General features: G+C 59.0%; 22 protein-coding genes. 13 read left to right on the forward strand and 9 right to left on the reverse strand.

The window, feature by feature from the left end; genetic code table 11:
• Nucleotides 1-48 precede the first annotated feature (48 nt).
• Nucleotides 49-1,533, reverse strand: a complete 1,485-nt coding sequence (locus AC0V6T_RS09690) for a hypothetical protein (protein ID WP_486126407.1) — start codon at nt 1,531-1,533, stop codon at nt 49-51.
• 162 nt (nt 1,534-1,695) lie between these two features.
• Here AC0V6T_RS09690 and AC0V6T_RS09695 point away from each other — a divergent pair, with 162 nt between their 5' ends.
• The 8 genes from AC0V6T_RS09695 to pseI are packed head-to-tail and all read left to right on the forward strand — an operon-like array spanning nt 1,696 to nt 9,839.
• A complete protein-coding gene (locus tag AC0V6T_RS09695; RefSeq protein ID WP_486126409.1) occupies nt 1,696-2,985 on the forward strand; it encodes a lipopolysaccharide biosynthesis protein in 1,290 nt (429 codons plus the stop codon).
• Nucleotides 2,978-3,985 carry a UDP-N-acetylglucosamine 4,6-dehydratase (inverting) gene (pseB, locus tag AC0V6T_RS09700; RefSeq protein WP_007163476.1) on the forward strand — a complete coding sequence of 336 codons (1,008 nt, stop codon included), beginning with the start codon at nt 2,978-2,980 and terminating at the stop codon, nt 3,983-3,985. Before AC0V6T_RS09695 ends, pseB begins: the two co-directional genes overlap by 8 nt.
• Nucleotides 3,985-5,142 carry a UDP-4-amino-4,6-dideoxy-N-acetyl-beta-L-altrosamine transaminase gene (pseC, locus tag AC0V6T_RS09705; protein ID WP_486126411.1) on the forward strand — a complete coding sequence of 386 codons (1,158 nt, stop codon included), beginning with the start codon at nt 3,985-3,987 and terminating at the stop codon, nt 5,140-5,142. The genes pseB and pseC overlap by 1 nt, the downstream gene beginning before the upstream one ends.
• On the forward strand, nt 5,139-5,831 hold the full coding sequence (pseF, locus tag AC0V6T_RS09710; protein ID WP_486126413.1) for a pseudaminic acid cytidylyltransferase: 693 nt from the start codon (nt 5,139-5,141) through the stop codon (nt 5,829-5,831). Before pseC ends, pseF begins: the two co-directional genes overlap by 4 nt.
• A gap of 5 nt (nt 5,832-5,836) precedes the next feature.
• Nucleotides 5,837-7,333 carry a UDP-2,4-diacetamido-2,4,6-trideoxy-beta-L-altropyranose hydrolase gene (pseG, locus tag AC0V6T_RS09715; protein ID WP_486126415.1) on the forward strand — a complete coding sequence of 499 codons (1,497 nt, stop codon included), beginning with the start codon at nt 5,837-5,839 and terminating at the stop codon, nt 7,331-7,333.
• 58 nt (nt 7,334-7,391) lie between these two features.
• Entirely contained in the window at nt 7,392-8,084 is a 693-nt protein-coding gene (locus AC0V6T_RS09720) for a formyl transferase (protein ID WP_486126417.1), read from the forward strand.
• Nucleotides 8,081-8,764, forward strand: coding sequence for a PIG-L deacetylase family protein (locus AC0V6T_RS09725; protein ID WP_486126419.1), 684 nt, complete (start codon nt 8,081-8,083; stop codon nt 8,762-8,764). Before AC0V6T_RS09720 ends, AC0V6T_RS09725 begins: the two co-directional genes overlap by 4 nt.
• 16 nt (nt 8,765-8,780) lie before the next feature.
• Complete coding sequence (gene pseI, locus AC0V6T_RS09730) at nt 8,781-9,839, forward strand: pseudaminic acid synthase (RefSeq protein WP_486126421.1); 1,059 nt, start codon at nt 8,781-8,783, stop codon at nt 9,837-9,839.
• Here pseI and AC0V6T_RS09735 read toward each other — a convergent pair.
• Complete coding sequence (locus AC0V6T_RS09735; protein ID WP_486126423.1) at nt 9,836-11,425, reverse strand: hypothetical protein; 1,590 nt, start codon at nt 11,423-11,425, stop codon at nt 9,836-9,838. The two genes, pseI and AC0V6T_RS09735, sit on opposite strands and share 4 nt — an antisense overlap.
• A 329-nt stretch (nt 11,426-11,754) precedes the next feature.
• On the opposite strand from AC0V6T_RS09735, the gene AC0V6T_RS09740 reads away from it, so the two are divergent.
• Together AC0V6T_RS09740 and AC0V6T_RS09745 are read left to right on the forward strand one after the other, a co-directional pair.
• On the forward strand, nt 11,755-13,119 hold the full coding sequence (locus AC0V6T_RS09740) for an LTA synthase family protein (RefSeq protein WP_486126425.1): 1,365 nt from the start codon (nt 11,755-11,757) through the stop codon (nt 13,117-13,119).
• A gap of 297 nt (nt 13,120-13,416) precedes the next feature.
• Nucleotides 13,417-14,967: a TadA family conjugal transfer-associated ATPase gene (locus AC0V6T_RS09745; RefSeq protein WP_486126427.1), complete on the forward strand. Its 1,551-nt coding sequence runs from the start codon at nt 13,417-13,419 to the stop codon at nt 14,965-14,967.
• Here AC0V6T_RS09745 and AC0V6T_RS09750 read toward each other — a convergent pair.
• Nucleotides 14,964-15,206 (reverse strand): hypothetical protein, encoded by a 243-nt coding sequence (locus AC0V6T_RS09750; protein WP_486126429.1) that lies wholly within the window; start codon nt 15,204-15,206, stop codon nt 14,964-14,966. The two genes, AC0V6T_RS09745 and AC0V6T_RS09750, sit on opposite strands and share 4 nt — an antisense overlap.
• A 64-nt stretch (nt 15,207-15,270) precedes the next feature.
• Between AC0V6T_RS09750 and AC0V6T_RS09755 the strand changes: the two genes are divergently transcribed.
• From AC0V6T_RS09755 to AC0V6T_RS09765, 3 genes are all read left to right on the forward strand, one after another.
• A complete protein-coding gene (locus AC0V6T_RS09755) occupies nt 15,271-16,200 on the forward strand; it encodes a DMT family transporter (protein WP_486126431.1) in 930 nt (309 codons plus the stop codon).
• A 53-nt stretch (nt 16,201-16,253) separates the two neighbouring features.
• Nucleotides 16,254-16,382 carry a hypothetical protein gene (locus AC0V6T_RS09760; RefSeq protein WP_486126433.1) on the forward strand — a complete coding sequence of 43 codons (129 nt, stop codon included), beginning with the start codon at nt 16,254-16,256 and terminating at the stop codon, nt 16,380-16,382.
• Between the two features lie 111 nt (nt 16,383-16,493).
• Nucleotides 16,494-16,622 carry a hypothetical protein gene (locus AC0V6T_RS09765; protein ID WP_007163463.1) on the forward strand — a complete coding sequence of 43 codons (129 nt, stop codon included), beginning with the start codon at nt 16,494-16,496 and terminating at the stop codon, nt 16,620-16,622.
• Nucleotides 16,623-16,628: 6 nt separating this feature from the next.
• On the opposite strand, the gene AC0V6T_RS09770 is transcribed toward AC0V6T_RS09765, so the two are convergent.
• The 6 genes from AC0V6T_RS09770 to AC0V6T_RS09795 all read right to left on the reverse strand — a co-directional run bounded on the left by AC0V6T_RS09770 (nt 16,629) and on the right by AC0V6T_RS09795 (nt 22,353).
• Nucleotides 16,629-17,228, reverse strand: coding sequence for a DUF938 domain-containing protein (locus AC0V6T_RS09770; RefSeq protein WP_486126435.1), 600 nt, complete (start codon nt 17,226-17,228; stop codon nt 16,629-16,631).
• A 20-nt stretch (nt 17,229-17,248) separates the two neighbouring features.
• The gene (locus tag AC0V6T_RS09775) at nt 17,249-18,811 is read right to left on the reverse strand and encodes a long-chain-fatty-acid--CoA ligase (RefSeq protein ID WP_486126437.1); all 1,563 of its coding nucleotides are present in this window, start codon (nt 18,809-18,811) and stop codon (nt 17,249-17,251) included.
• Nucleotides 18,812-18,902: 91 nt separating this feature from the next.
• Entirely contained in the window at nt 18,903-19,346 is a 444-nt protein-coding gene (locus tag AC0V6T_RS09780; protein ID WP_486126439.1) for an ABA4-like family protein, read from the reverse strand.
• A gap of 12 nt (nt 19,347-19,358) precedes the next feature.
• On the reverse strand, nt 19,359-20,087 hold the full coding sequence (locus tag AC0V6T_RS09785) for an NAD(P)H-binding protein (RefSeq protein ID WP_486126441.1): 729 nt from the start codon (nt 20,085-20,087) through the stop codon (nt 19,359-19,361).
• A gap of 27 nt (nt 20,088-20,114) precedes the next feature.
• Nucleotides 20,115-21,308, reverse strand: a complete 1,194-nt coding sequence (locus AC0V6T_RS09790; RefSeq protein WP_486126443.1) for a deoxyguanosinetriphosphate triphosphohydrolase — start codon at nt 21,306-21,308, stop codon at nt 20,115-20,117.
• 334 nt (nt 21,309-21,642) lie between these two features.
• Nucleotides 21,643-22,353: an aspartate/glutamate racemase family protein gene (locus AC0V6T_RS09795; RefSeq protein WP_007163457.1), complete on the reverse strand. Its 711-nt coding sequence runs from the start codon at nt 22,351-22,353 to the stop codon at nt 21,643-21,645.
• Between the last annotated feature and the right edge of the window lie 7 nt (nt 22,354-22,360).

Below are 22,360 nucleotides of genomic sequence, written 5' to 3' on the forward strand. Positions count from 1 at the left end.
CGGCCCGTATTCAATCACCGGGCCATTGGGAAGCGTTTTGAGAAGCGGTCAGGCGACTTTGCGCTGATCGGCCTTGGGAGCCTTTTCGGCGACGTCCCCTACCTCTGGTCGGAGATGCCGCATCAGAACTTCAACTGCATCTTTGCGCAATTGCGCAATATCAGCGCCATAGGACGCATCGTAGCTCTGCATGACGCCGCGCCAGCCGGGGGCGTTATAAAAGCCCCTGAGCCGATCGTAGATGTCGTCGGTCCACCACGGGACCGAGATCACCAGGCGGCTCGCGACGAAACCATTGGCGTCGAATTGAAAACCATCGAGGCTCGAAAGATACGCCACGGGACGCCCGCCGCTCAGGACATTCATCGCGACCCCGCTATTGCCACAGATAACCATGTCGCATGCAGCAATCTCGTCATCGAGCGGGTTGCCAATCGTGAGCTGGGTCAAAGGATCGTCGATCCCAATGAGCGAAAAGTCCGTCTTGAGCAGTGTTACCGGATGTTGGCGCACGATGATACGAGCCGTCGGCAGGTCGACGCGGATCGTTGCGATGAGGCTTTGAAGGGCGTCAGCCTTGGTACCTGCGGTCAGGAATATCCCGACAGTCTCTACCTGTTCGCGCCACTGCATTTCACCTGCGGTCCCCGGCTGCCCGATCAAGCCAATATCGGCGATACAACGCGAGCGGCTCATGTAGGTTTGCGTGATCTTGGCACCGTAGAATATCGCGCAATCAGCCAGCACAGGCGGCACCACGGCCCCGTTCGCAGGAACGGGGGCATGGTTGGAATAAATCACACGCCGTCCATGCTGATGCGCAGCTGCGGACATGCCAACCGCCTCGGGGCTATAATTACTCGCGACAATGGCCGACTTGAGCTGCGGACGGGCGGCAAAGTGGCGCGAAAAGCGCATGTAAAAGGCGAGCGCGCTCGCGATCCTTGCCGACGGCATGAAGCTGTGACGGCGCACCAGAATTTTCAGGAATGACCAAAGTCGCGGGAGCGCCGCGATCATGACCAGTGCTTCGCTGATCTGGCTGACGGAGAAGATGTGACCGCGCGCCACAGTGATCCGCTCGATAGCTACGTCGGGAACAAGCGCGGTGATCCTCGCAATTGTCTTATGTTCGTTCGGGAAGTTGGAGATGGCCGCAGCCTCGGCGCTTTCATCGTCGAAGGGGCCAAGCGAGACCACGCATTTGAGCATGTAGGCGAACAGGATCAGCGGCTGCAGAATTTGTGTGCCCGCCATCCGATAGAGCTTGTCGACGAGGCGATAGATCAGGTTTTTCGCCTTGATTTCTTCATAAACGGCCGACCGGCTCGCAGTGGTTTCCATTTCGCGCACCACGCCCAATGCGGTGGCGAGATCATAGCGTTCATTCAGATCGGTCGCTTGAGGCGAAACTGGATTGGAATGCGCTTCGTTAGAGAAGGCGCCTTCTACTACCCCTGCGAAAGTCGTCCCTTGGGATTTTCGCGTATCGCGCTTGAATGATTGGTCGAGTTTTACCGCTTTGAAAGCCACTCTGATCTACCCCGAAAACCGTAACTGCTCCAAGATCAGCCGGATGTACCGACCGAGAATGAAGGTCGTTATCTCAGGCAATCGTTAACAATTTAGGTTTACGAGTTATCAAGCACTGGCCGAATGCGGGTGCGACCGGGGAACAGGGCACAAGAGCGTTTGATGATTCAGAAGTTACTCAGATTGAATGCCAAGACATTTCTGGCATTGCAGTCTCTCTTCTACGCGTTTGCGAACAGCATCGAGGCGCTCGTACCGCTTCTGCTGGCCCCGATCCTAACGCGCATGCTCGATCCGACGGGTTACGGTGTCTGGGTGCTGTTTGTCACCTATGCGACCTTCATGCGTCCGATCGTTGGGCTCACGACCCAGGACGCTATCCGCATGCGTTTCCTCGATTTCGAGCAGAAGCAGCTTGACCAGTTCACCCACACCGCCCTGTTCGTGATGGTTGTGCTGGCACTGTTCGTATCGCTGGTGACAGTGGTGTTCGGCGACTTCATCGAAACCGCCACCAAGTTCCCGCAAGCCTGGCTGGTCAGCATCGTCGTCGCCGCGCTTCTGTACGAAGTGTTCTACATGGTCCTCGCGCTCCAGCAGTTCCACAACCGCCGCAAGCAGTTCCTTGCAACGCAGTTGATCCAGGCGGTGCTGAGCATGGTCTTTATCGTGGCATTCCTGATGTCAGGCTGGGATTGGCGCGGCGTGGTGCTTGGCCGGATGCTCGGAATGGCCTGTGCCTCGATCTATTCGCTTCGCTCGCTCGGTTTCACCATTCCGACCCTGTTCCGCGTTCCCCAACGCTCCTTCTATCGAAACATCGCGTCCTTCGGCGTCCTGTACTGGCCAGCTGGCGCGGTCGTCATGGTGGTTGGCACCACGGACAAGGTCATTGCAGCGCATTTCCTCGGCGTGGAAGCAAGCGCGATGTACGGCGTCGCAGCCTTGTTCGCCTCAGCCTTCTGGATGGTCAATTTCAGCTTCGTGATGGCCTGGACCCCGTGGCTGTTTCGCAAGCTCAAGGTGGCCCACCAGGAAGGTATGCAGGAAGTTGCCTCGGTATCGGTTCTATACTTTACGCTGGCCGCGATCGCCGCTGCAGCGTTCTATTTCTTTGCACTTATCTTCGCCCCGATCATCCTGGGCGAGGCATTTCACACCGCAATCCCGCTGCTCAAGTACATCATGCTCGCGATCGTTTTGCAGGGCTTCTTCATGCACAACATGAAATTCCTCCATTTCGACAAGCGTATTGAGATGATGTCTGCTTTCAGCGCGCTTACAATCGGCCTCAATATCTGGCTCAGCATGGCATGGGCGCAGAGCATAGGAATTCGGGGTATTATGCTGGCCACGGCGGTGTCTTTCGGTGTGGCATTCATTATCAGCGGGGTGCTCGTAATCCTTCGATACGTAAACCTGCAAAAAGGAGCGAAGTCCTTTGTTGGATAACAAAAGCATTCTGGTGACCGGAGGGACCGGCTCGTTTGGCCGCGCTTTCGTCCGTACCGTGCTCAAGAAGTACCCTGGCGTGCGCCGTCTCGTGATCTATTCGCGTGACGAGCTCAAACAATACGAGATGGCCCAGGAATTCTCGCCGCAGGAAAACCCTGCGCTGCGTTACTTCATCGGCGACATCCGCGATCAGGATCGCCTGCGCCGCGCGCTCGAAGGGATCGACATCGTCGTCCACGCAGCCGCGCTCAAGCAGGTGCCGGCAGCCGAATACAACCCGTTTGAATGCATCAAGACCAATGTCCTTGGCGCGCAGAATGTCATTGAAAGCTGCCTCGATACCGGCGTTACGAACGTGGTGGCGCTATCGACTGACAAGGCAGCGGCTCCGATCAATCTGTATGGCGCGACCAAGCTGTGCTCGGACAAGATCTTCACCGCTGCCAACAACATCCGCGGCGCGCGTGATCTGCGTTTATCGGTGGTTCGCTATGGCAACGTGATCGGCAGCCGTGGCTCGGTCGTTCCGTTCTTCCTGAACAAGCGGGAAAGCGGGGTTTTCCCGATCACCGATCCGACGATGACGCGGTTCAACATCAGCCTTGAAGAAGGCGTGGACATGGTCCTGTGGGCGCTCGAAAACGCGATCGGTGGCGAGATTTTCGTCCCGAAGATCCCCAGCTACCGCATTACCGATGTTGCCGAAGCGATCGGCCCGGAATGCGAGATCAAGATCGTCGGCATCCGTCCGGGTGAGAAGATCCACGAGGAAATGATCACCACCAGCGACAGCCTCAACACGGTCGATCTGGGCCCCTACTACGCGATCCTTCCAAGCACCGGCGACGAATATGTCGAAGACTACATGAAGAAGCGCGGCGGCAAGCCGGTTGAGCCGGGTTTTGCGTATAACAGCGGGACCAACCCTGACTTTCTCAACGTCGAACAGATACGCGCGCTGATCAGGCAGCATGTCGATCCGACGCACCAGGTGTGATGTCTGACTTCATTCCTTATGGACGCCAGTCGATCAGCGATGCTGATATAGACGCTGTCGTCGATGTCCTCAGGTCCGATTTCCTGACGCAGGGGCCAGTGGTCCCTGCGTTCGAGAACCGCGTCGCCAGTATGTGCGGCGCGGCTCACGCCGTCGCAGTTAACAGCGCAACCAGCGCGCTTCATATTGCCTGCATGGCGCTGGGCGTGGGTCCGGGCGACCGCGTCTGGACCAGTCCCCTCACCTTCGTCGCAAGCTCAAATGCGGCGCTCTATTGCGGGGCCGAAGTCGATTTCGTCGATGTGGATGAGCGGACCTACAACATGTGTCCGGTGCGCCTTGCAGAAAAACTCGAACGGGCCGCACGAGAAGGAACCTTACCCAAAGTCGTCATTCCGGTGCACCTAACCGGCCAATCTTGCGATATGGCCGCAATCCACGCAGCCGCCAGCAAGCACGGCGTTCGCATCATTGAGGACGCCTCCCACGCCATCGGCGGGAGCTTTGGTGACAAGCCGGTAGGAGCCTGCGAATTCAGCGACATCGCCGTTTTCAGTTTCCACCCGGTCAAGATCGTCACAACCGGCGAAGGCGGCATGGCACTTACCAACTCGGACGAGCTTGCCGAACTTATGCGCCTTGATCGCAGCCATGGCATTACCCGCGACGCCGAGATGCTGGAAGAGCAAGACCCCGGGCCATGGTACTATGAGCAGCACCGCCTCGGCTTCAACTACCGCATGACCGATATCAACGCGGCGCTTGGCCTTAGCCAGATGGACCGGCTCACCGACTTCATCACCCGCCGCCGCGAAATTGCGCGAGCATATGATGAAGGCTTCGCCGATCTGCCCGTTGCTACACCGTGGCAGCACCCTGACGCGCATTCTGCCTGGCACCTTTATGTGATCCGGGTAGCGGCGGAAAAGCACCGCGCGGTGTTCTCCCATCTGCGCGATGCCGGGATCCTCGTGAACCTTCACTACATCCCGGTCTATCTGCAGCCATATTATCGGCGCCTCGGGTTTGAACGCGGCCTTTGCCCCAATGCAGAGAGCTATTACGCCGAAGCGATCAGCATTCCCATGTTCCCGACGATCACTCCCGATCAACAGGCCCGCGTCATTGACGAGGTAGCCAAGGCGGTGTCGGCGTGAACATCGCGATCATCCCTGCGCGCGGTGGCAGCAAACGCATCCCGCGCAAAAATCTAAAAACCTTCGCGGGCAAGCCGATGATAGGTTTTGCGATTGAGGCGGCGATGGCCTGCACCGAGATTGAGCGCGTCGTGGTCTCGACCGACGATCCCGAAATCGCCAAGGTCGCCCGCGAATTGGGAGCAGAATTGCCGTTTGAACGTCCGCTAGAACTCGCCGACGATTTTACCCCAACGGTGCCCGTGGTCGCTCACGCAGTAAGCGAATGCCAGAAACTTGGGTGGGACATCGCTCACGTATGTTGCATCTATCCAGGCGTACCCTTCATCCGCAGCGCTGACATCTCTGACGCGCTCGCCCTGTTGGATGAGAGCCGGGGCAAAGGCTACACGTTCCCTGTCGCGGAGTACCCCTCGCCCATCCAGAGGGCATTGAAGCACGCGGAAGACGGCAGCCTGGCTCCATTTCAATCGGAGCACGTGACTACGCGCACGCAGGATCTTGAGCCCGCCTACTATGATGCCGGACAGTTCTACTGGGCCGCCGCCAAGACTTGGCTTGCAGGCGAAGATGTACATTCCAATGGCCGCGCTATCGTGCTGCCAGCATCGCGCGTCGTCGATATCGATACACCCGAAGATTGGGAGCGCGCCGAACTCCTTTATCGCGCTCTCGGCACGGCGGGGTAAGGCGGGTGAAGATAGCCATTAGGGTGGATGCATCGGTCGAAATGGGGATCGGCCATCTCCAGCGATGCCTGTCGCTCGCTAGGGCGTTGCAAGACCTGAATGCCGACGTGCGTTTCGTGACGCGCGATCTCGGCATTGCGAGCGCGAAGACAATATCAGATCGCGGTTTCAACCGGACCGTGACCCTGCCCGCGACAGACGAACCTTTCGAGCCCGATCATGCGATCCCTCACAGTCGCTGGGCGAATGTCCCGCAGGATCGCGACGCCGAAGAAACCATCAGCGCGCTGGGGCAATTCAGACCGGATTGGCTCGTGGTGGATCATTACGCTTTCGACGCGCGTTGGCATGACCGAGTAAGCAGCGCGTTGGATTGTCGAATTGCCGTGATCGAGGATCTCGCCGACCGAGCTATTGATGCTGACCTACTGCTAGATCACAATCTCGCGCCCGATCATCGCGCAAAGTACGATGAGCGCCTCGTGGGGAGAACCCGCATACTCGGCGGGACCCGCTATGCTCTTCTCGCGCCCGCCTATGCAGACGCTCCGCGCTACAAATTCTGTGAACAGGTACGCAGCATCGGCGTGTTCATGGGCGGGAGCGACGCGCCGAACTACAGCGAACTCGTGGTCGATGCTCTAGCAGAAGCGCGCTTTGATGGACCGGTTGAGATCGTGACCACATCGGCAAACCCACACCTCGAAAGCCTTCGCCAAAGGGTCGAGGCTTTGCCCAATGCAATGCTTTCTCTCGACCTGCCCGACTTGGCTGCGTTCTTTGCGCGCCACGATCTGCAGATCGGTGCCGGGGGCGGCGCGACGTGGGAGCGATGCTGTATCGGGGTGCCAACACTGCTGGTGATTGCAGCGGACAATCAGAACGTCGTCGTACCCGAGCTCGCGGCGCGCGGTATCGTCGCAGCGGTCGAAGACCCGACGCCGCAACGAATTGCCGGGCGCATTACATCGCTGATGGGCAATCCGATGGAGCGCCGTGAGCTGGCCTCGAAGGCTCGGAAGACGGTCGATGGACTCGGAGCCGTGCGGGTCGGCTTGTCGATGTTGAAAGATACGCTGTCGGTCCGAAGGGCCACCAACGAGGATGCACGACGCCTCTTCGAGTGGCGAAATGCGCCTGAAAACCGGGCGATGATGACCAACCCTGAAGAGCTGGCGTGGGGCGATCACGTTGCTTGGCTCAGTCGTGTACTCGAGGATAAGACGCGCTTGCTGCTAATCGGACATGTGGGCGAGCGGGATATCGGCTCGATACGCTTCGATTTCGACGAGCAAGGCGCAGCTGAGGTCTCACTGCACATCGACGCGAGGTTTCATGGTCTTGGCCTCGGTCCCAAGCTCCTCGCGGCCGGGGAAAAGGAGAGCGGAGCATCGACGTTTCTCGCAACCGTGCTGTCCAAGAACCGTCCTTCGCAAGCCTTGTTCGAGCGCAGCGGTTACGAACGAACCGGCACACAAGATTGGCGAAAAATTGCACAATGACGAAGTCTGTTGCACCTGTGATGTTGGCGACGTCAGACGCGCGGGCTAGGCTGCGCCAATGACGTTTCGCATCGCCATCGCGACCCCGCATGCCCGTTACGACGCGCTCACCAAGGCTTTGGACCAGAGCGACGACTACGATGTCCTGCGCATTCGCGAGAAGAATGATCTGTCGCGCGATGCCTTGGAGCAATTCGGGTGCGACTGGGTTTTCTTCCCGCATTGGTCGTGGATCGTGCCGGCCGAAATCCATGAGAATTTTCGCGCCGTCATCTTTCACATGACCGACCTACCTTATGGTCGCGGAGGGAGCCCGCTTCAAAACCTCATCGCGATGGGGCACGAGCAAACAAAGCTTTCTGCCCTCCAATGCGAAGCCGGGCTGGACACCGGGCCAATTTATCTGAAGCGCGACTTGTCGCTTGCAGGGACCGCCGAAGATATCTTCGAGCGCGCAGCACAATTGATGTTGCCGATGATCCGCGAAATGGTGGAGCAGGATCTGAAACCTGTCGCGCAGGAAGGTGAACCTGTCGTCTTCAAAAGGCGAACACCCGATCAAAGCGCGATCGACGGCGAAGCAGCGCTCGACGCCGTGTACGATCACATCCGCATGCTCGATGCGGAAGGTTACCCCCACGCATTTATTGAGACGGGGAATCTCAGGATCGAGTTGACACAGGCCGAACGCGAAGACGACGGCACCATCGTCGCGCGGGCACGGATAATTGCAAAGGACGCCACCACATGACGACGATGGTGATAGCCGCACATCCCGACGACGAGGTTTTGGGCGCAGGAGGATTCGTCGCGAAACTCTGCGCAGCCGGGGAAGAGGTGCATCATCTCATTCTGGCAGAAGGCGCGACGTCGCGCGACGATGCTCGCGATGTCGCGGCCCGAGACGAAGATCTGTCTGAGCTGGCCCGCTGTGCGCACAAGGCAGCCGGAATCGTCGGCGCGGCCTCGGTCACACTTGAGAATTTTCCCGACAACCGGATGGATGGGGTTGAACTTCTCGATGTGGTCAAGGTGATCGAGCAACACTTGGCAAAGCACAAACCGACCCGTGTGCTGACACATTCGAATTCCGACGTGAACATCGACCACCGCGTGATTTACGATGCTGTCATCGCAGCCACGCGCCCGCAGCCCGGAAACGCCGTGCGCGAATTGTTGTTCTTCGAGACGATGTCGAGCACCGAATGGCGTCCGCCTACCTCTATCAACCCGTTCGCACCGACTTATTTCGTCGACATTTCCGATCACTTGGAAACCAAATTGCAGGCCCTTGGCGCCTATGCTCCCGAGATGCGCGAGTGGCCGCATGCACGCTCTATCGAAGCGTTGGAGTATCTAGCCCGGTCGCGCGGAGCATCGATCGGCGTTCAGGCAGCGGAAGCATTTGAAACCGGGCGCATTTGCGCCTGAAAATGGATCAATTTCGATGACACCAAAAAGCATCCAGATCGCAGGCCAGACCATTGGCCACGACGCACGCCCCTACATCATCGCGGAGATGAGCGGGAACCATAATCACTCGCTCGACCGAGCATTGGAGATCGTCGACGCCGCCGCAGACAGCGGCGCAGATGCCCTCAAATTGCAGACTTACACTGCCGATACGATGACGCTCGATTGCGACGGGCCGGGCTTCGTGATCGAAGACGAAAAATCACTTTGGAACGGTCGCCAGTTGCACGAGCTCTACGTCGAGGCGCACACGCCATGGGACTGGCACAAGCCCATCATGGATCGCTGCGCGAGCCATGGCATGCATTGCTTTTCCACCCCCTTCGATGCGACCGCGGTCGACTTTCTGGAAGAGCTGGACATGCCGGCCTACAAGATCGCCAGCTTCGAAATGATCGACCTGCCGCTCATCCGAAGGGTTGCCGAGACCGGAAAGCCGATGATCATTTCGACAGGCATGGCGAGCGTGGTTGAAATCGGTGAAGCGCTGCGCACGTGCCGCGAGGCCGGGAATGAGCAGGTCGTCATTCTGAAATGCACGAGCACCTATCCCGCAACGCCCGAGAACACGAATATCGCCACCATTCCCAATATGCGCGAGACTTTCGGATGCCTGGTGGGCTTGTCCGACCACACGATGGGGGTTGGCGTTGCGGTTGCCGCGACCGCCCTCGGAGCCGTTTTGGTGGAAAAGCATTTCACCCTCGCGCGCGCCGATGGCGGCGTCGATAGCGCCTTCAGTCTCGAACCTGCTGAGCTTGCTTTGCTCCGCGAAGAGACCGAGCGCGCATGGCAATCGCTTGGAGAGATAACATATGGCGGCACCAAGGCGGAGAGCGCGTCAAAACAGTTTCGCCGTTCGCTCTATGTCGCGCAAGACATGGTCGAGGGTGAAGCCTTTACGTCCGCAAGCCTGCGCGCAGTGCGTCCCGGTTACGGGCTTGAACCCAAGTATTACGACACACTGCTAGGCAAGCGGGTCAATCGGGCCGTGGCAAAAGGCACACCGGTTGATTGGGACCTGATCGCTTAATCGCCTTCCGATTCACTACGGACGAGATATGTGAACTTGACCAGATCGCCCTCGTGCTCGAGCGCAGGGCGATACTGCGCCAGGATGGCCTGAAAGCGTTCGTCCTCGGCAAAGACCCGGTCCCATCGAACCTTGATGTGATCGAGCGGCCAACTGGTGCTATGGTCAAGTATCAATGCGTCGGGCGGCCTGTCCTCCCAAAGACGCAACATTTCATCATGGAGCATCTGACGCTCTGGCGAGGTGATCGAGATCGCAGGTGCCAAGGCGCCATTGTTCTCCTTGACGTCATGAACCTTCAATTCTGACGCGGCGTACGCATTGTTCATCAGTGAAATCCATCGCATCGCGCCTTCTGATGCGAGATATTGGTTGAAGGGCGAAGGATGCATGGTCAGCAAGCCGACCCGCTTGCCATCCACCGACAGCCCTGAGCCACCCATTGCTTCTTCCAGTTCGCCAACGGAGTCCTGATAGTAGCCGGTGCTGTGAAACTCCCCTGCGATCGGAACAGCCAAGAAGACAGAGACTGCTAAGACCCACACGCGTTTCAATTCACCCCAGGCCATCCAGAGCCAGCCGATGTATGCGAGCGTGATCGGGAATTCATGGTGGCTGTACCAGCGCGACTGCATCCAGGCCGCAATCACCGCTCCCGCAACCATAGCCAAGCCGATGGCGGTGATCCGCAAGGGCAGCTTGTAGATGTAAGCGAGCGCAAGAAGTGCCAGCGCGAGCGCCGAATGGATCGCTAGTTTCGCCCAGTTTCGAACGGGATTGTCGATGTTGGCATCGATGGCGCTGACCATGATGCCGATTGCTTCGCGCTCGGCCGGATCAATAACGAGCCAGAAAAACAGGTAGAGCGCGACAATCGCGCCCGACACGAGATTCTCAATCCGAAATAGCGACACGAGCCGCCGCTGAACCGCCGCATCAGCCAGTTCAACCAGCAGCACAACAATCGCATAAAGATATTTGAGCGTGAGCGTCGCACCCAGCCAGGCGCCAACAAGAAGCCTGGTTTTCCAGCCAATCTTGGAGCTGTCCGGGTCCGACAGCCGTAAGACTAGGTAGGGCCATAGTCCTAGCACGACCATATGCTCGCGCAGGCCGAATACATTCTTGTAGAGGACAGGCAGCACCACGAGAACTGCTGCTGACACCAGAAGGAACCAAGGTGTTGCCCCCACCGTCTCGCGCCTGATCCGGTATGCCAGTGTTGTCGAAAAGAGGACCGCTAGACCAGCCAACAAGATTGCCGACAGGTCCAGCCGCAAGCCAGTGAGTTCGCTCAAGGGAACCGCCAGACCGTACCAGCCTCGCTCAGCAGGTGGAAAATACAGACTGTATTCGTCAAATGCATCGCCCAGCGCATCAGCCAGTTGGGCCGACAGCGTTATTCCCGCCAGATCCTGATGAGGCGAATAGACCAGCAGATAGAAGGCCAGGACGGCCGTCAGAAGGACCGCTGAGAACAGAACATAGAGGATAGTCCCGGCCACGCCGGACGGGTTCAGCTTACTTGCCGAACCGATTTCGAAACGGTCGGGTAAGGCCATGCCGTCTGTATTCTCGGAGGTCATCACCATCCTATCGAATTGCGGGCGCCAGGCCCCTCGCGCTCATGCGGGGGGATTAGGGCTAAACCATTTGAGCTTGGTTAACGATAGACTGATCCAGTTAGACACGATCCTCGCAGGAAGAAAACCGGAGCGCCGCACCCCTCGCGCCAGCGAACAGGCCTTGATCATGAGCCTCCCGACACCTCGCCATGGCCACTCACTTAACCGTGTCCTAACCTTTATTCTTCACTGCTGACCCTTGAAAGAACGCAAATTGCCAGAAGTCTGGCGCGACATTTGAGACGTCGCGGAAGGCTCAGCGCTCTGTTGACGGGGGGAACACCACAATCATGGCTGATGCGGCAGCCCTGCCAAATGCACCGTCATCGCGCCGGTCGACCGTCGAGCCGGGCGAATGGCGGGCATTGAGGAACTGGTTGCTGGTCTGGGTGGTGCTCGCAAATGCGGGCTTTGCGCTCATGTATCTTGTCGGATCGCCCCCGCGGTTTTTCGAGATCATGGTCTTCGGCGCGGTCGGCCTGGTGGTGCGCAAGCGTTCCTACGTCGTCCAGCTAGCCGCTTTCCTTGCCCTGATGGCCTTCTCTCTCCTGTCCTTCATCGCAGGTCTGTTCAACCTGGGCATGGCATCCCTGACACACTCGATCATGTTCTTTGCAGAACTCGATGTGAGCCAGTCGATCGAGTACGTCGCAGGAAGCATCCTCGTAGCTGCGCTGATCCTGGTCGCCGGCCTCGTCATGCGGCGTCCGACGTCGTTCGAAGATCAACGAATGACGCTGCTTGCCGCGGGTGCGACCTTATCACTGGCGCTGGTCGATCTGTATATGGGTTACGGAATGCGCGGGCACTACAACCGGGTAGCGGCAGCGGGCGCACCTTTTGAGTTGGCAATCGAGAATTCGAACATCATTCCAGCTTCGGGAGCGCTAGAGCGCAACCTGCTGGTGGTTATGGTGGAATCCATGGGCGTGCCGGTTGGGAACGAAGAAATGGATGCCCTGCTCTTTCGTCGGTTTGACAATGCAGGCGTCAAGTCCCGCTTCGAGGTTTCGAGAGGGACAACCACGTATTACAGCTCGACCACGTCGGGCGAGATCCGCGAATTGTGCGGGCGCTGGGGTGAGTATCACGACCTGCGCGAAACTGCCGATCGCGGCTGCCTCCCCGCAAAATTCGCCGCGCAAGGCGTGCCAACGACCGCCTACCACTCGTTCGATGGCAAATTCTTCGATCGCAACCTGTGGTATCCCAATATCGGTTTCCAGAGCTCCCATTTCCGCGAAGCGTTGGCCGAAGGGGGCGCTGAGAGATGCGGAGGCGTTTTCCCCGGTGTGTGCGACCGCGACGTTCCCGCCCAGATCGCAGGACGCCTCAAGAAGACGGAAGAGCCGCAATTCGTCTATTGGCTATCGGTGAACTCGCATCTGCCCGTCCCGTTGGAAAGCAATCTTGACGTGGAGAATTGCGAGCGGATTTCGCCGGTACTTGCGAAAGATTACCCAATGATCTGCCGCCAATTCGCGATTTGGGATGCGATGGATGCGGCGCTGGTCAAGGAAATCCTTGCTCCTGATTTCCCGGCCACAGACATCCTTATCGTGGGCGACCACATGCCGCCCTATTTCGACCGACACAATAGACAGCAATTCGCCCCGGATCGTGTTCCGTGGTTGTTGCTGAAATGGCGCGGGTGAATGCGTAGCTGAGTTTCGCATTTCGATCTTCAGATGCTGCCGTTTCCGTACGAGTCCGCGAAGAACACTCGCTGCAAATCATTAGCTCCGTGATCCGCCAGGTAATCCCATGTTTACCATGGCTTGCGACGAGATTTACCGCCGGATCGCATCAACCGCTTGGCGCAATTCACCTGAAACCTGCGGGAAATTTTAGAAAAAAATAAGCTTTCCCATTTATTCACCACATTTCGAGAGGCGCTCTTCGCGATAACCCGCGATTGCGCATGGATTGATTTAGTGCCTGGGGGCTTAAGAATGAGCGCATTCGGCAAAAAGGGTGGCGCAGGCGGCATGAGGCCCGGCGCCAAGCCCGCTTTCGGCGTAGCCCGGCCGATGAAGGGCAGTAGCCCGAAAGCTGACGAAGCTAGCGGTGGCGAACAGTTTCCCCCGCTTCCCGGTGATGGAGGCAGTGCAGAGCCTGCGAAGGCCAAGGCTGCACCTCCTCCCCCTCCGCAAGGCGGCGGCAACGCCACCGCCAATGCGATGGACCGCCTCGCCGAACGCATGAACTCGGTCAACGCTGCTGAAAGCGAAGCCGGTGGTTTCGAAGCGAGCGTTCACAAGATCAAGGAACAGGTGCTCCCGCGCCTGCTTGAACGTGTCGACCCGGAAGCCGCAGCGACGCTCACCAAGGAAGAGCTGTCCGAAGAATTCCGTCCGATCATCATGGAAGTGCTGGCCGAGCTCAAGGTCACGCTGAACCGCCGCGAGCAGTTTGCGCTCGAGAAGGTCCTGATCGACGAGCTGCTGGGCTTTGGTCCGCTAGAGGAGCTCCTCAACGACCCGGACGTGTCCGATATCATGGTCAACGGCCCAGATCAGACCTACATTGAAAAGAAGGGTAAGCTCGTCATTGCGCCGATCCGGTTCCGCGATGAACAGCACCTTTTCCAGATCGCTCAGCGTATCGTGAACCAGGTCGGCCGCCGCGTTGACCAGACCACGCCGCTTGCCGACGCCCGCTTGAAGGACGGCTCGCGTGTGAACGTCATCGTTCCGCCGCTTTCTCTACGCGGCACCGCGATCTCCATTCGTAAGTTCTCCGAGAAGCCGATCACCTTGGACATGCTCAAGGAATTTGGCTCGATGTCGGAGAAGATGTGTACCGCGCTGAAAATCGCGGGCGCATGCCGGATGAACATCGTTATCTCGGGCGGTACGGGTTCGGGTAAAACGACCATGCTCAACGCCCTGTCGAAGATGATCGACCCGGGCGAGCGCGTTCTGACCATCGAGGACGCCGCCGAACTTCGTCTGCAACAACCGCACTGGCTTCCACTCGAAACGCGTCCGCCGAACCTTGAAGGCCAGGGCGCGATTACCATCGGCGACCTCGTGAAGAACGCCCTGCGTATGCGTCCTGACCGGATCATCCTTGGTGAGATTCGCGGCGCGGAATGTTTCGACCTTCTCGCCGCCATGAACACGGGCCACGACGGTTCGATGTGTACGCTTCACGCCAACTCGCCGCGTGAGTGCCTCGGCCGTATGGAAAACATGATCCTGATGGGCGACATCAAGATCCCGAAGGAAGCGATCTCACGCCAGATCGCGGAATTGGTCGACCTGATTGTTCAGGTAAAGCGTCTGCGCGATGGTTCGCGTCGCACGACCAACATCACCGAGGTGATCGGGATGGAAGGCGATGTGATCGTCACGCAGGAATTGTTCAAGTTCGAGTACTTGGACGAGAGCGAAGACGGCAAGATCATGGGCGAATTCCGTTCTTCAGGCCTACGACCCTACACACTCGAAAAGGCGCGTCAATTCGGCTTCGACCAAGCGTATTTGGAGGCGTGCCTCTAAAGGCTGCCCAGAACCACCGGCAAACTCATCGCGAGGCATCCGCCTCCAATGATTGCTAGCGCAACGAACAGGCTCGTCCACGGCATGAAGCCGACTTGTTCGAGCCGTTCGGGCGAGCGCCTTTTCTCGCGCAGCCGGTCCATGATTAGGCAGAAAATTGCCGACGCCCAGCAAACAGCGCCGACCAAAGCGAGCTGAACCGCGTCGCTGGCAAGCGCAATCTGTGTGAGCAATTCCATGGTGCCGCCGATTTAGGCAAGGCTGGCCATTGCGCAATCCCGGGATGCTTTTAAAGCGGGCAGCATGGATGGCTCGGTAGCTCGCCCTCGACCGTATTTGGCGCTCAGCCTGCGTTTAGCCACCGCCGGAACTCTCGCAACCATGTCGATGCTCGTCAAAGTGGCGGGCGAACGCGGGGTCGAGCTGACTGAGCTTATCTTCTGGCGTCAGGCCATCACGCTGGTGTGTGTCGCCGTCCTTCTCGCTGCGATGGGTCGGCTTGCCGACATCAAGACCAAACGCCTCGGTGCTCACGCGCGGCGAGCTGTGTTCGGCATCATCGGAATGTTCTTCGTCTACGGCGCGGTGATGCTCCTGCCGCTTGCCGAGGCGACAGCGCTCAGCTTCACCGCGCCGTTCTTCGCTGTTGTCCTGTCGGTGCTGCTCTTCAAGGAGAAGGTTGGCCGCTATCGGTGGGGCGCAGTCGTGCTCGGCTTTGCAGGCGTCCTGGTTCTTACGCAGCCTGCATTCGGCCTTGACGAAGGGTACTCGATCAGCCTGGTCGGCGCGGCAGTTGCGCTGATCGCCGCAGCGCTTGTGGCCGTTATCAGCTTCCAGATCCAGGATCTCAACAAGACCGAGGCGCCCTGGAGCATCGTTTTCTGGTTCTGCGCCTTCACCACGCCGCTGATGGCGCTTGCCCTGCCCTTCGTGATCGGACCGCACGATGCCGAAACCTGGGGGATCATTGTTGCCATGGCCCTGTGCGGGGCGCTTGCGCAGATCTTGCTCACTTCGTCTCTGCGCTTCGGATCTGCAGGCGTGATCCTACTGATGGATTACACTTCGTTGCTCTGGGCGACTTGGTACGGGTGGAGCATTTTCGAGCGGACGCCACCAGCGACGCTCTGGCTAGGCGCGCCGCTCATCGTGGCCGCAGGGCTGCTCATCGCATGGCGTGAGAGACAACTGGCCGTGGCTCGAGCGCGTCGCACTGAAACGATGGAACCATAGCGCCACCTGAAGGGTTTTGTCTCCGTGATCATCAACCCCCGAAGGAGAACCCCATGATCCGCAAGACTATTCTCGCAATCGCCCTTGGTGCGATGACCCTTGGCGCCGCCGCATGCAACACCGTCCGCGGCGCTGGCGAAGACCTTCAGTCGGCAGCAAATGCGGTTGACGAAGAAACCTAAGCGGACCCCCGCTGGAAGCAAATTGGGCTCACCCTCCGGGGTGGGCCCTTTTTTGTTGTGCGAGATACAGAATACGGCGACTATCAGGTCAGCGAAAAGGAGCCCTGACCGATGAAACGCAAGATTCTCACCGCCGTCGCGCTTGGCGCGATGCTCACCGCTACTGCTGCCTGCAACACCGTTCGCGGAATGGGCGATGACCTGAAATCGGTGGCTGACGCGGTCGACGACGAAACCTGAGCGCGCTCAGGCGCTGCGGAACACCAGCGTGAGATTGTTGGCGGGCATTTCGTAGCGCGCAGTGCGCCCGAAACCGTGCGTGCTCGCCAGCTTGCCCAAATCTTCAGCATTGCGGATGCCCCACTTGGGGTTGCGAGCGCGCAGGCCTTCATCAAACGCTTTATTTGATGATGCTGCCTCGACGTCCTGCTCGAAATATGGGCCATAAAGGATGAGCGGCAAATCTCTGCCGCCCAACAATTGGGCGGCGCCTCTGAACAATCCCTCCGTCGCAGCCCACGGCGCGATGTGGAGCATGTTGATGCACACAATTGCATCAACGCCCTTGATTTCCCATTCACCTTCTTTCTGCGCATCGAGCACCATAGGCATGGGCAGATTGGTCCCATCGTAATCACTACGATAGGCGAGGATTGAGGCGATGGCTTCGCGGTCAAAGTCGCTGGGCTGCCATTCAAGCTGCGGGAAACGGCCTGCGAAGAAGACTGCATGTTCCCCCGAACCGCTTGCGACCTCGAGCACCCGCCCGCTTGGCGGAAGTTCCTTCTCAAGGACTTCCGCAATGGCCTCCCGATTGCGCAGAGTTGCAGGCGCGTGCTTTTTCATCGTCAGGTGAACTTGTAGTGTCAGGACACTTGCCGGTCCTGCCCTTCCCAATATGGCGCGCGCAATTGACGCCGCAGAATCTTGCCGGACGCATTGCGCGGCATCTCGGCAATAATGTCGATGCTTTTGGGGACCTTGAAAGGAGCGATGCGTTCGCGCGCATAGGCGAGCACGTCGCCTTCCTCGATCTCCATGCCCGGCTTGGGCACACAACACGCTTTCACCTCTTCGCCCCAGCGTTCCGACGGAATACCGATCACCGCAACCTCTGCAATCGACGGGTGGCCGAAGATCGCATTCTCGACCTCTGCGGGATAGACGTTCTCACCGCCAGAGATGATCATGTCCTTGATGCGGTCCTGGATGTAGACATATCCGTCCGGATCCATGATCCCGGCGTCGCCGGTGTGGAGCCAGCCATCCTCGTCGATCGTCTTGGCTGTGGCTTCGGGAAGCTTCCAATATCCGGCAGTGTTCGAGGGCGAAAGGATGCAAATCTCGCCAATCTCGCCCAGCGGGACCTCCTTGTTGTCTTCTCCGCGGATCTGGATTTCGACCCCGGGCACGGCCTTGCCGGCCGAACGCATGCGCTCATTGCCTTCGAGCGAGTGATCATCGGGCGGGAGCATTGTCACCGTGCCCGTCGTCTCGGTCATCCCATAGACCTGCAGGAAGCCAGTGCCGGGCATGGTACCCACCGCCGCCTTTAGCAATTCGAGCGGCATGGGTGCAGCGCCGTACATGAGATAGCGCAGGTTTGAGAAATCGGTTTCCTTGGCCAGCGGGTGCTGGATCACGAATTGGATCGCAGCGGGCACCAGGAACATGTGCGTTGCGCCGTTCTGAATCGCACTCAGAACGCCGTCAGGCGTGAATTCGGGCAAAATGTGCCCGCGAATGCCGTTTGCGACTGCAATCGCCGAAAGACCTGTACCGCCGATATGCGCGCAAGGCATGGCCGCAAGGATGCAGTCTCCTTCTTCGTATTTGTGCCAAGGGGCTTGCTCTTCGAGGCTCGGCTTGCGCAGCGAGAAGAGGTTGGTGTTGGAAAGGCCGACACCCTTGGGATTTCCCGTGGTGCCCGAGGTGTAAAGCTGGAGCACCGGATCGTCGCCATGGGCGGGTTCGTATTTCACCGGCTCCATGTCGAGCGCCTGGCGAAAGGCTGTCTCGGCTTCGACCACACTGGGCGCATTCTCCATCGAACCGGTCACTTCGCTCGCCGTGTCGATGAATTGCTCTTCGACGAAGAGGACCTTGGTGCCGGTGTCGCCAAGAATGTAGGCGATCTCAGGCGGGGCAAGCCGCCAGCCGATGGGTGCCATCACGACGCCCACGCGCGCGGCTGCGTAGAGCAGCATGAAATAGCGATCGGAGTTCTTGCCCAGCCAGGCAATTCGGTCACCGTGGCCTACGCCGTGGCTCTGGAAATAGGCGATCAGCTGCCGGGTCTGGAGATCGGCCTCACCATAGTTCGTCGCACGCTCGCCCATTTCGAGCGCGATGCCCTCAGGCCGTTCCTTTGCCCAGAAGCTCAGGAATTCGTCAAAACTCAACATGTCGTGATTGGCGTCGCTGGCCATTGGCTACCCTCTCTACCCCGGATTGTTCGCTTGCCGTAGGGTTAGCCAAGATTGTGGCGCCGCGTCCAACACTTTGATGTTGTCGTTTGGGTCAGGCCGGGCGACCTTGCTTTCGTGCTGCCGGTTCGCGCGCGATCAGCCAGACCAGCAGACCGACCGGGCCAAACAGAAATGTCGCCAACAAGACCGGGGCCTGAAGGATGCGCGAGATGCCCTTTGCATCACCATCGCGCGCGATCCAGAGGCCTACGAAGAGGTCGAAGGCAAGGTAATGCACCCAGCCAAGCGTCAATCCGGCATTGCTCCCGAACAGGGTGCGCACGCCTTCGATACTGGTGAAATTGCCACCGTCACTTCCAGTCGCAAAGCCGGTCAGCAGCGCAGTCAGAATGCCTGCATAGAGCAAGCACAGCACTCCCACGCCCAGGTAAAGCAACGCTGACAGCAAAGCTGGCCAGCGCGGCAACAGGATCAGCGCTGCCCAGGCGACCATCGCCATCAGATTGGCGCCATTGAAAACCAGCCCCCAGTCCATGCCTTACCCCCTTTATTCAGGCGCGGGCGTCTCGGCCTTTGCCCTCCATTCGCGCGCGGCCCGCTTCATGGCCTCGTTGTCGTGCGTAAAGCGCCCTGCCGCCTTGCGCATGGCCAGACCAAGCGCCGCCTCGCAAACGAGGTCGGACGAGATCGAACGATACATCTCCCACTTTGCCGGGAGAAGCGGATCGATCACCGGGCTTGCAAATCGCGCCGCCGCTTCGACCGGTCGCAGGTCGCCTTTTCGCTGTCCCCGCAGCAGGCCAGGGCGCAAAATATCGAGCCGCTTGAAGCCCACCTTGGACACTTCGGCTTCGACCTCTCCCTTGACCTTGAGGTAGAAGTTCTTCTGGCGCGGATCGGCGCCGGCAGAGCTGATCAGGACCATGTTGCGAATGCCCGCATCGACTGCGGCTCTGGCGGTTGCGAGGACGAGGTCATGATCGACCGCGCGAAACGCCTCTTCATCGCGGCCCGCTTTCTTCCATGTTGTACCCAAAGCGCAGATCAATGCCCTAGGCTTCACGGCCTCGAGGACTTCGCCCCATTTCTCGGTCTCGGCGATGAACATTTCGACCCGCGCACCCTTGGGCAGGTCCATTTCACGCCGCGCGATGCCGACGATACGCGCCTGATCGCCGGCGCTCGAAATTTCGATCAGCCTCCGACCGATCATGCCGGTCGCTCCAACCAGGCCAATGCGGAGAGGCGCTTTATCCTGCGCTCCGTATTCGGTCATGCCGCGCTCCATTCGTCGATCTGGCGCTTAGACATTTACGAGCCCCTGCGGTTGCTCGCCATAAATCGCCTCGCATGCCCGAATGGCGAAACGGTCGCTCATTCCTGCGATGAAATCTGCGATTGTGCGGCTTCGACCTGGCTCGGTGTCGGGCAGACGCGCTTGCCATTCTTCCGGCATGAGCCGCTGGTCTTGCGAGTAGGCTGCGAAGAGCCGCGCGATCACGTCTCTTGCTCGCTCAGCGGCGCTGACTTGTTCCGGATGATAATAGAGTTTGTCGTACATGAAGGTCTTGAGCGCCCGTTCGTTCTTTTCCATTTCCGGCGAGAAGCCCGCCAGCTGTCGCCCTGCATCGCGAACCTCGGCGACCGAACCGATGTTTTTTACCTGCGCCCGTGTGTGTTCGAGCACGTCGTTCACCATCAGGCCGATCTGATCGCGGATGAGTTCTCGCAGCAGGCGCTCGCGCGGGGCGTTGGGAAAGCGTTTTTCGACCGATCGCCACTGGTCTGCGAGGAAATCCAGTTCCATCAGGTCGTCAAGGCTCAAAAAGCCTGCTCGCAGTCCATCATCAATATCGTGGTTGTCGTAAGCAATGTCGTCCGAAATCGCCGCCACTTGCGCTTCCAGCGACGGCCAAGTGCCAAGATCGAGCGGGAAGGCTTCGTCGAGTTCAGCGAGCGCCCAGTTGGGCGCTGCTACAGGGCCATTGTGCTTAGCTAACCCTTCGAGCAGGTCCCATGTGAGGTTGAGACCCTCATGCTCGGGATAGGGGCTCTCGATCCGCATCACGGTGCGCAGCGCCTGCGCGTTGTGACAAAAGCCGCCGTGCCGGGCCATCGCCTCGGACAAGGCCGCTTCGCCTGCATGGCCGAACGGTGGATGGCCGAGATCGTGAGCGAGGCACAAAGCCTCGGTAAGGTCTTCGTCCAGCCCTAGCACCCGAGCCAACACTCGGCCGATCTGCGCGACTTCGATCGAGTGCGTCAGCCGCGTGCGGTAGTGGTCGCCATCAGGTGCGATGAAGACCTGTGTTTTCGACTTGAGCCTGCGAAAACTCATTGAATGGATGATGCGGTCGCGGTCGCGCTGAAAGTCGGTGCGCGGGCCGCGTGTTTCGCCGCCACTCAGGGGCGGCGACGTCTCACCGGGTCGCGCGAATTCACGTCCGCTATGGGCGAAGGGGTCTGCTGAGTAGGGGGCGCGTGTTGTCACGGGCATACCGCTTAAGTCACCGAGACAGTCCGCTCAACGGGAACAGAACGGCAACCCGCCACGATTGCGGTGGACAGCACCAAAACGCCGCCTCAGCGGCGCTCCAAAGACGCGATTTCGGGAAAAAATGGGACCGCCCACCGGGTGCAATGGGGGGGTGGTAGGCGGTCCCAAGAGCCCTAAAGCTCTTGGGTCATTCGGAGCGACCCGAAGACCCGGAATCTGCCTGTTACTTTTCGATGACAAATTCCTCGCCGCACCTATAGGCCGCGATGGAATGTTGCACCCCGTGCATTGTTGCTATGCGGCCAAGCGTTGCGTGCGAGGGTCGAGCTGCAGATTAATTCACCAGTTCTTGCTCAAGAATCCAGTCTGCAGCCGCTTCACAGTGAATTCGAGTTGAATCGAATACCGGCAGGACATTGGCATCGACATCGACGACAAGGTCGAGTTCCGTGCAGGCAAGAACTATGGAATCCGCCCCTTCTTGAGCCTTGTTCGTGATGATTGTCTTCATCGCGCGCTGCGCATCGCGCGTCACCTTGCCAACCATCAGCTCGTCGTAAATGATCCGGTCAAGCGTTTCGACATTGATCATGTTGGGCGGCAGCAGATCGATCCCGTGCGCAACGAGCCTCTTGCGGTAGAAGCTCTCGGTCATCACGTTGCGCGTCCCGATCAAAGCAGCGGTCTTGTGCCCCGCGCGCTTCAGTGCCTTTCCAACGTAATCGGCAATGTGGAGGATCGGAATGTCGACGCCTGCCGAGACGTCGTCATAAAGCTTGTGCATGGAATTGGCGCCGATGATCAGCGCTTCTGCCCCTGCGCCTTCGAGGCGCTTGGCGCTTTCGGAGAGAATGCCGCTAGCACGCTTCCAATCCTTTTCTTCGCGCAACGCGTAGAGCTGGCAAAAATCGAGGCTCTCGATCAGCATCGGCGCCGAAGCCATAGGGGCAGCGCGGCGTTGCACGATACGGTTGATCCGGTCGTAATAAATCCCGGTCGACACCCAGCTCATGCCGCCGATCAGTCCCAATTTTCGCAAAGCCATTCCTCGA

It is taken from the genome of Erythrobacter sp. S158 (assembly GCF_057364915.1).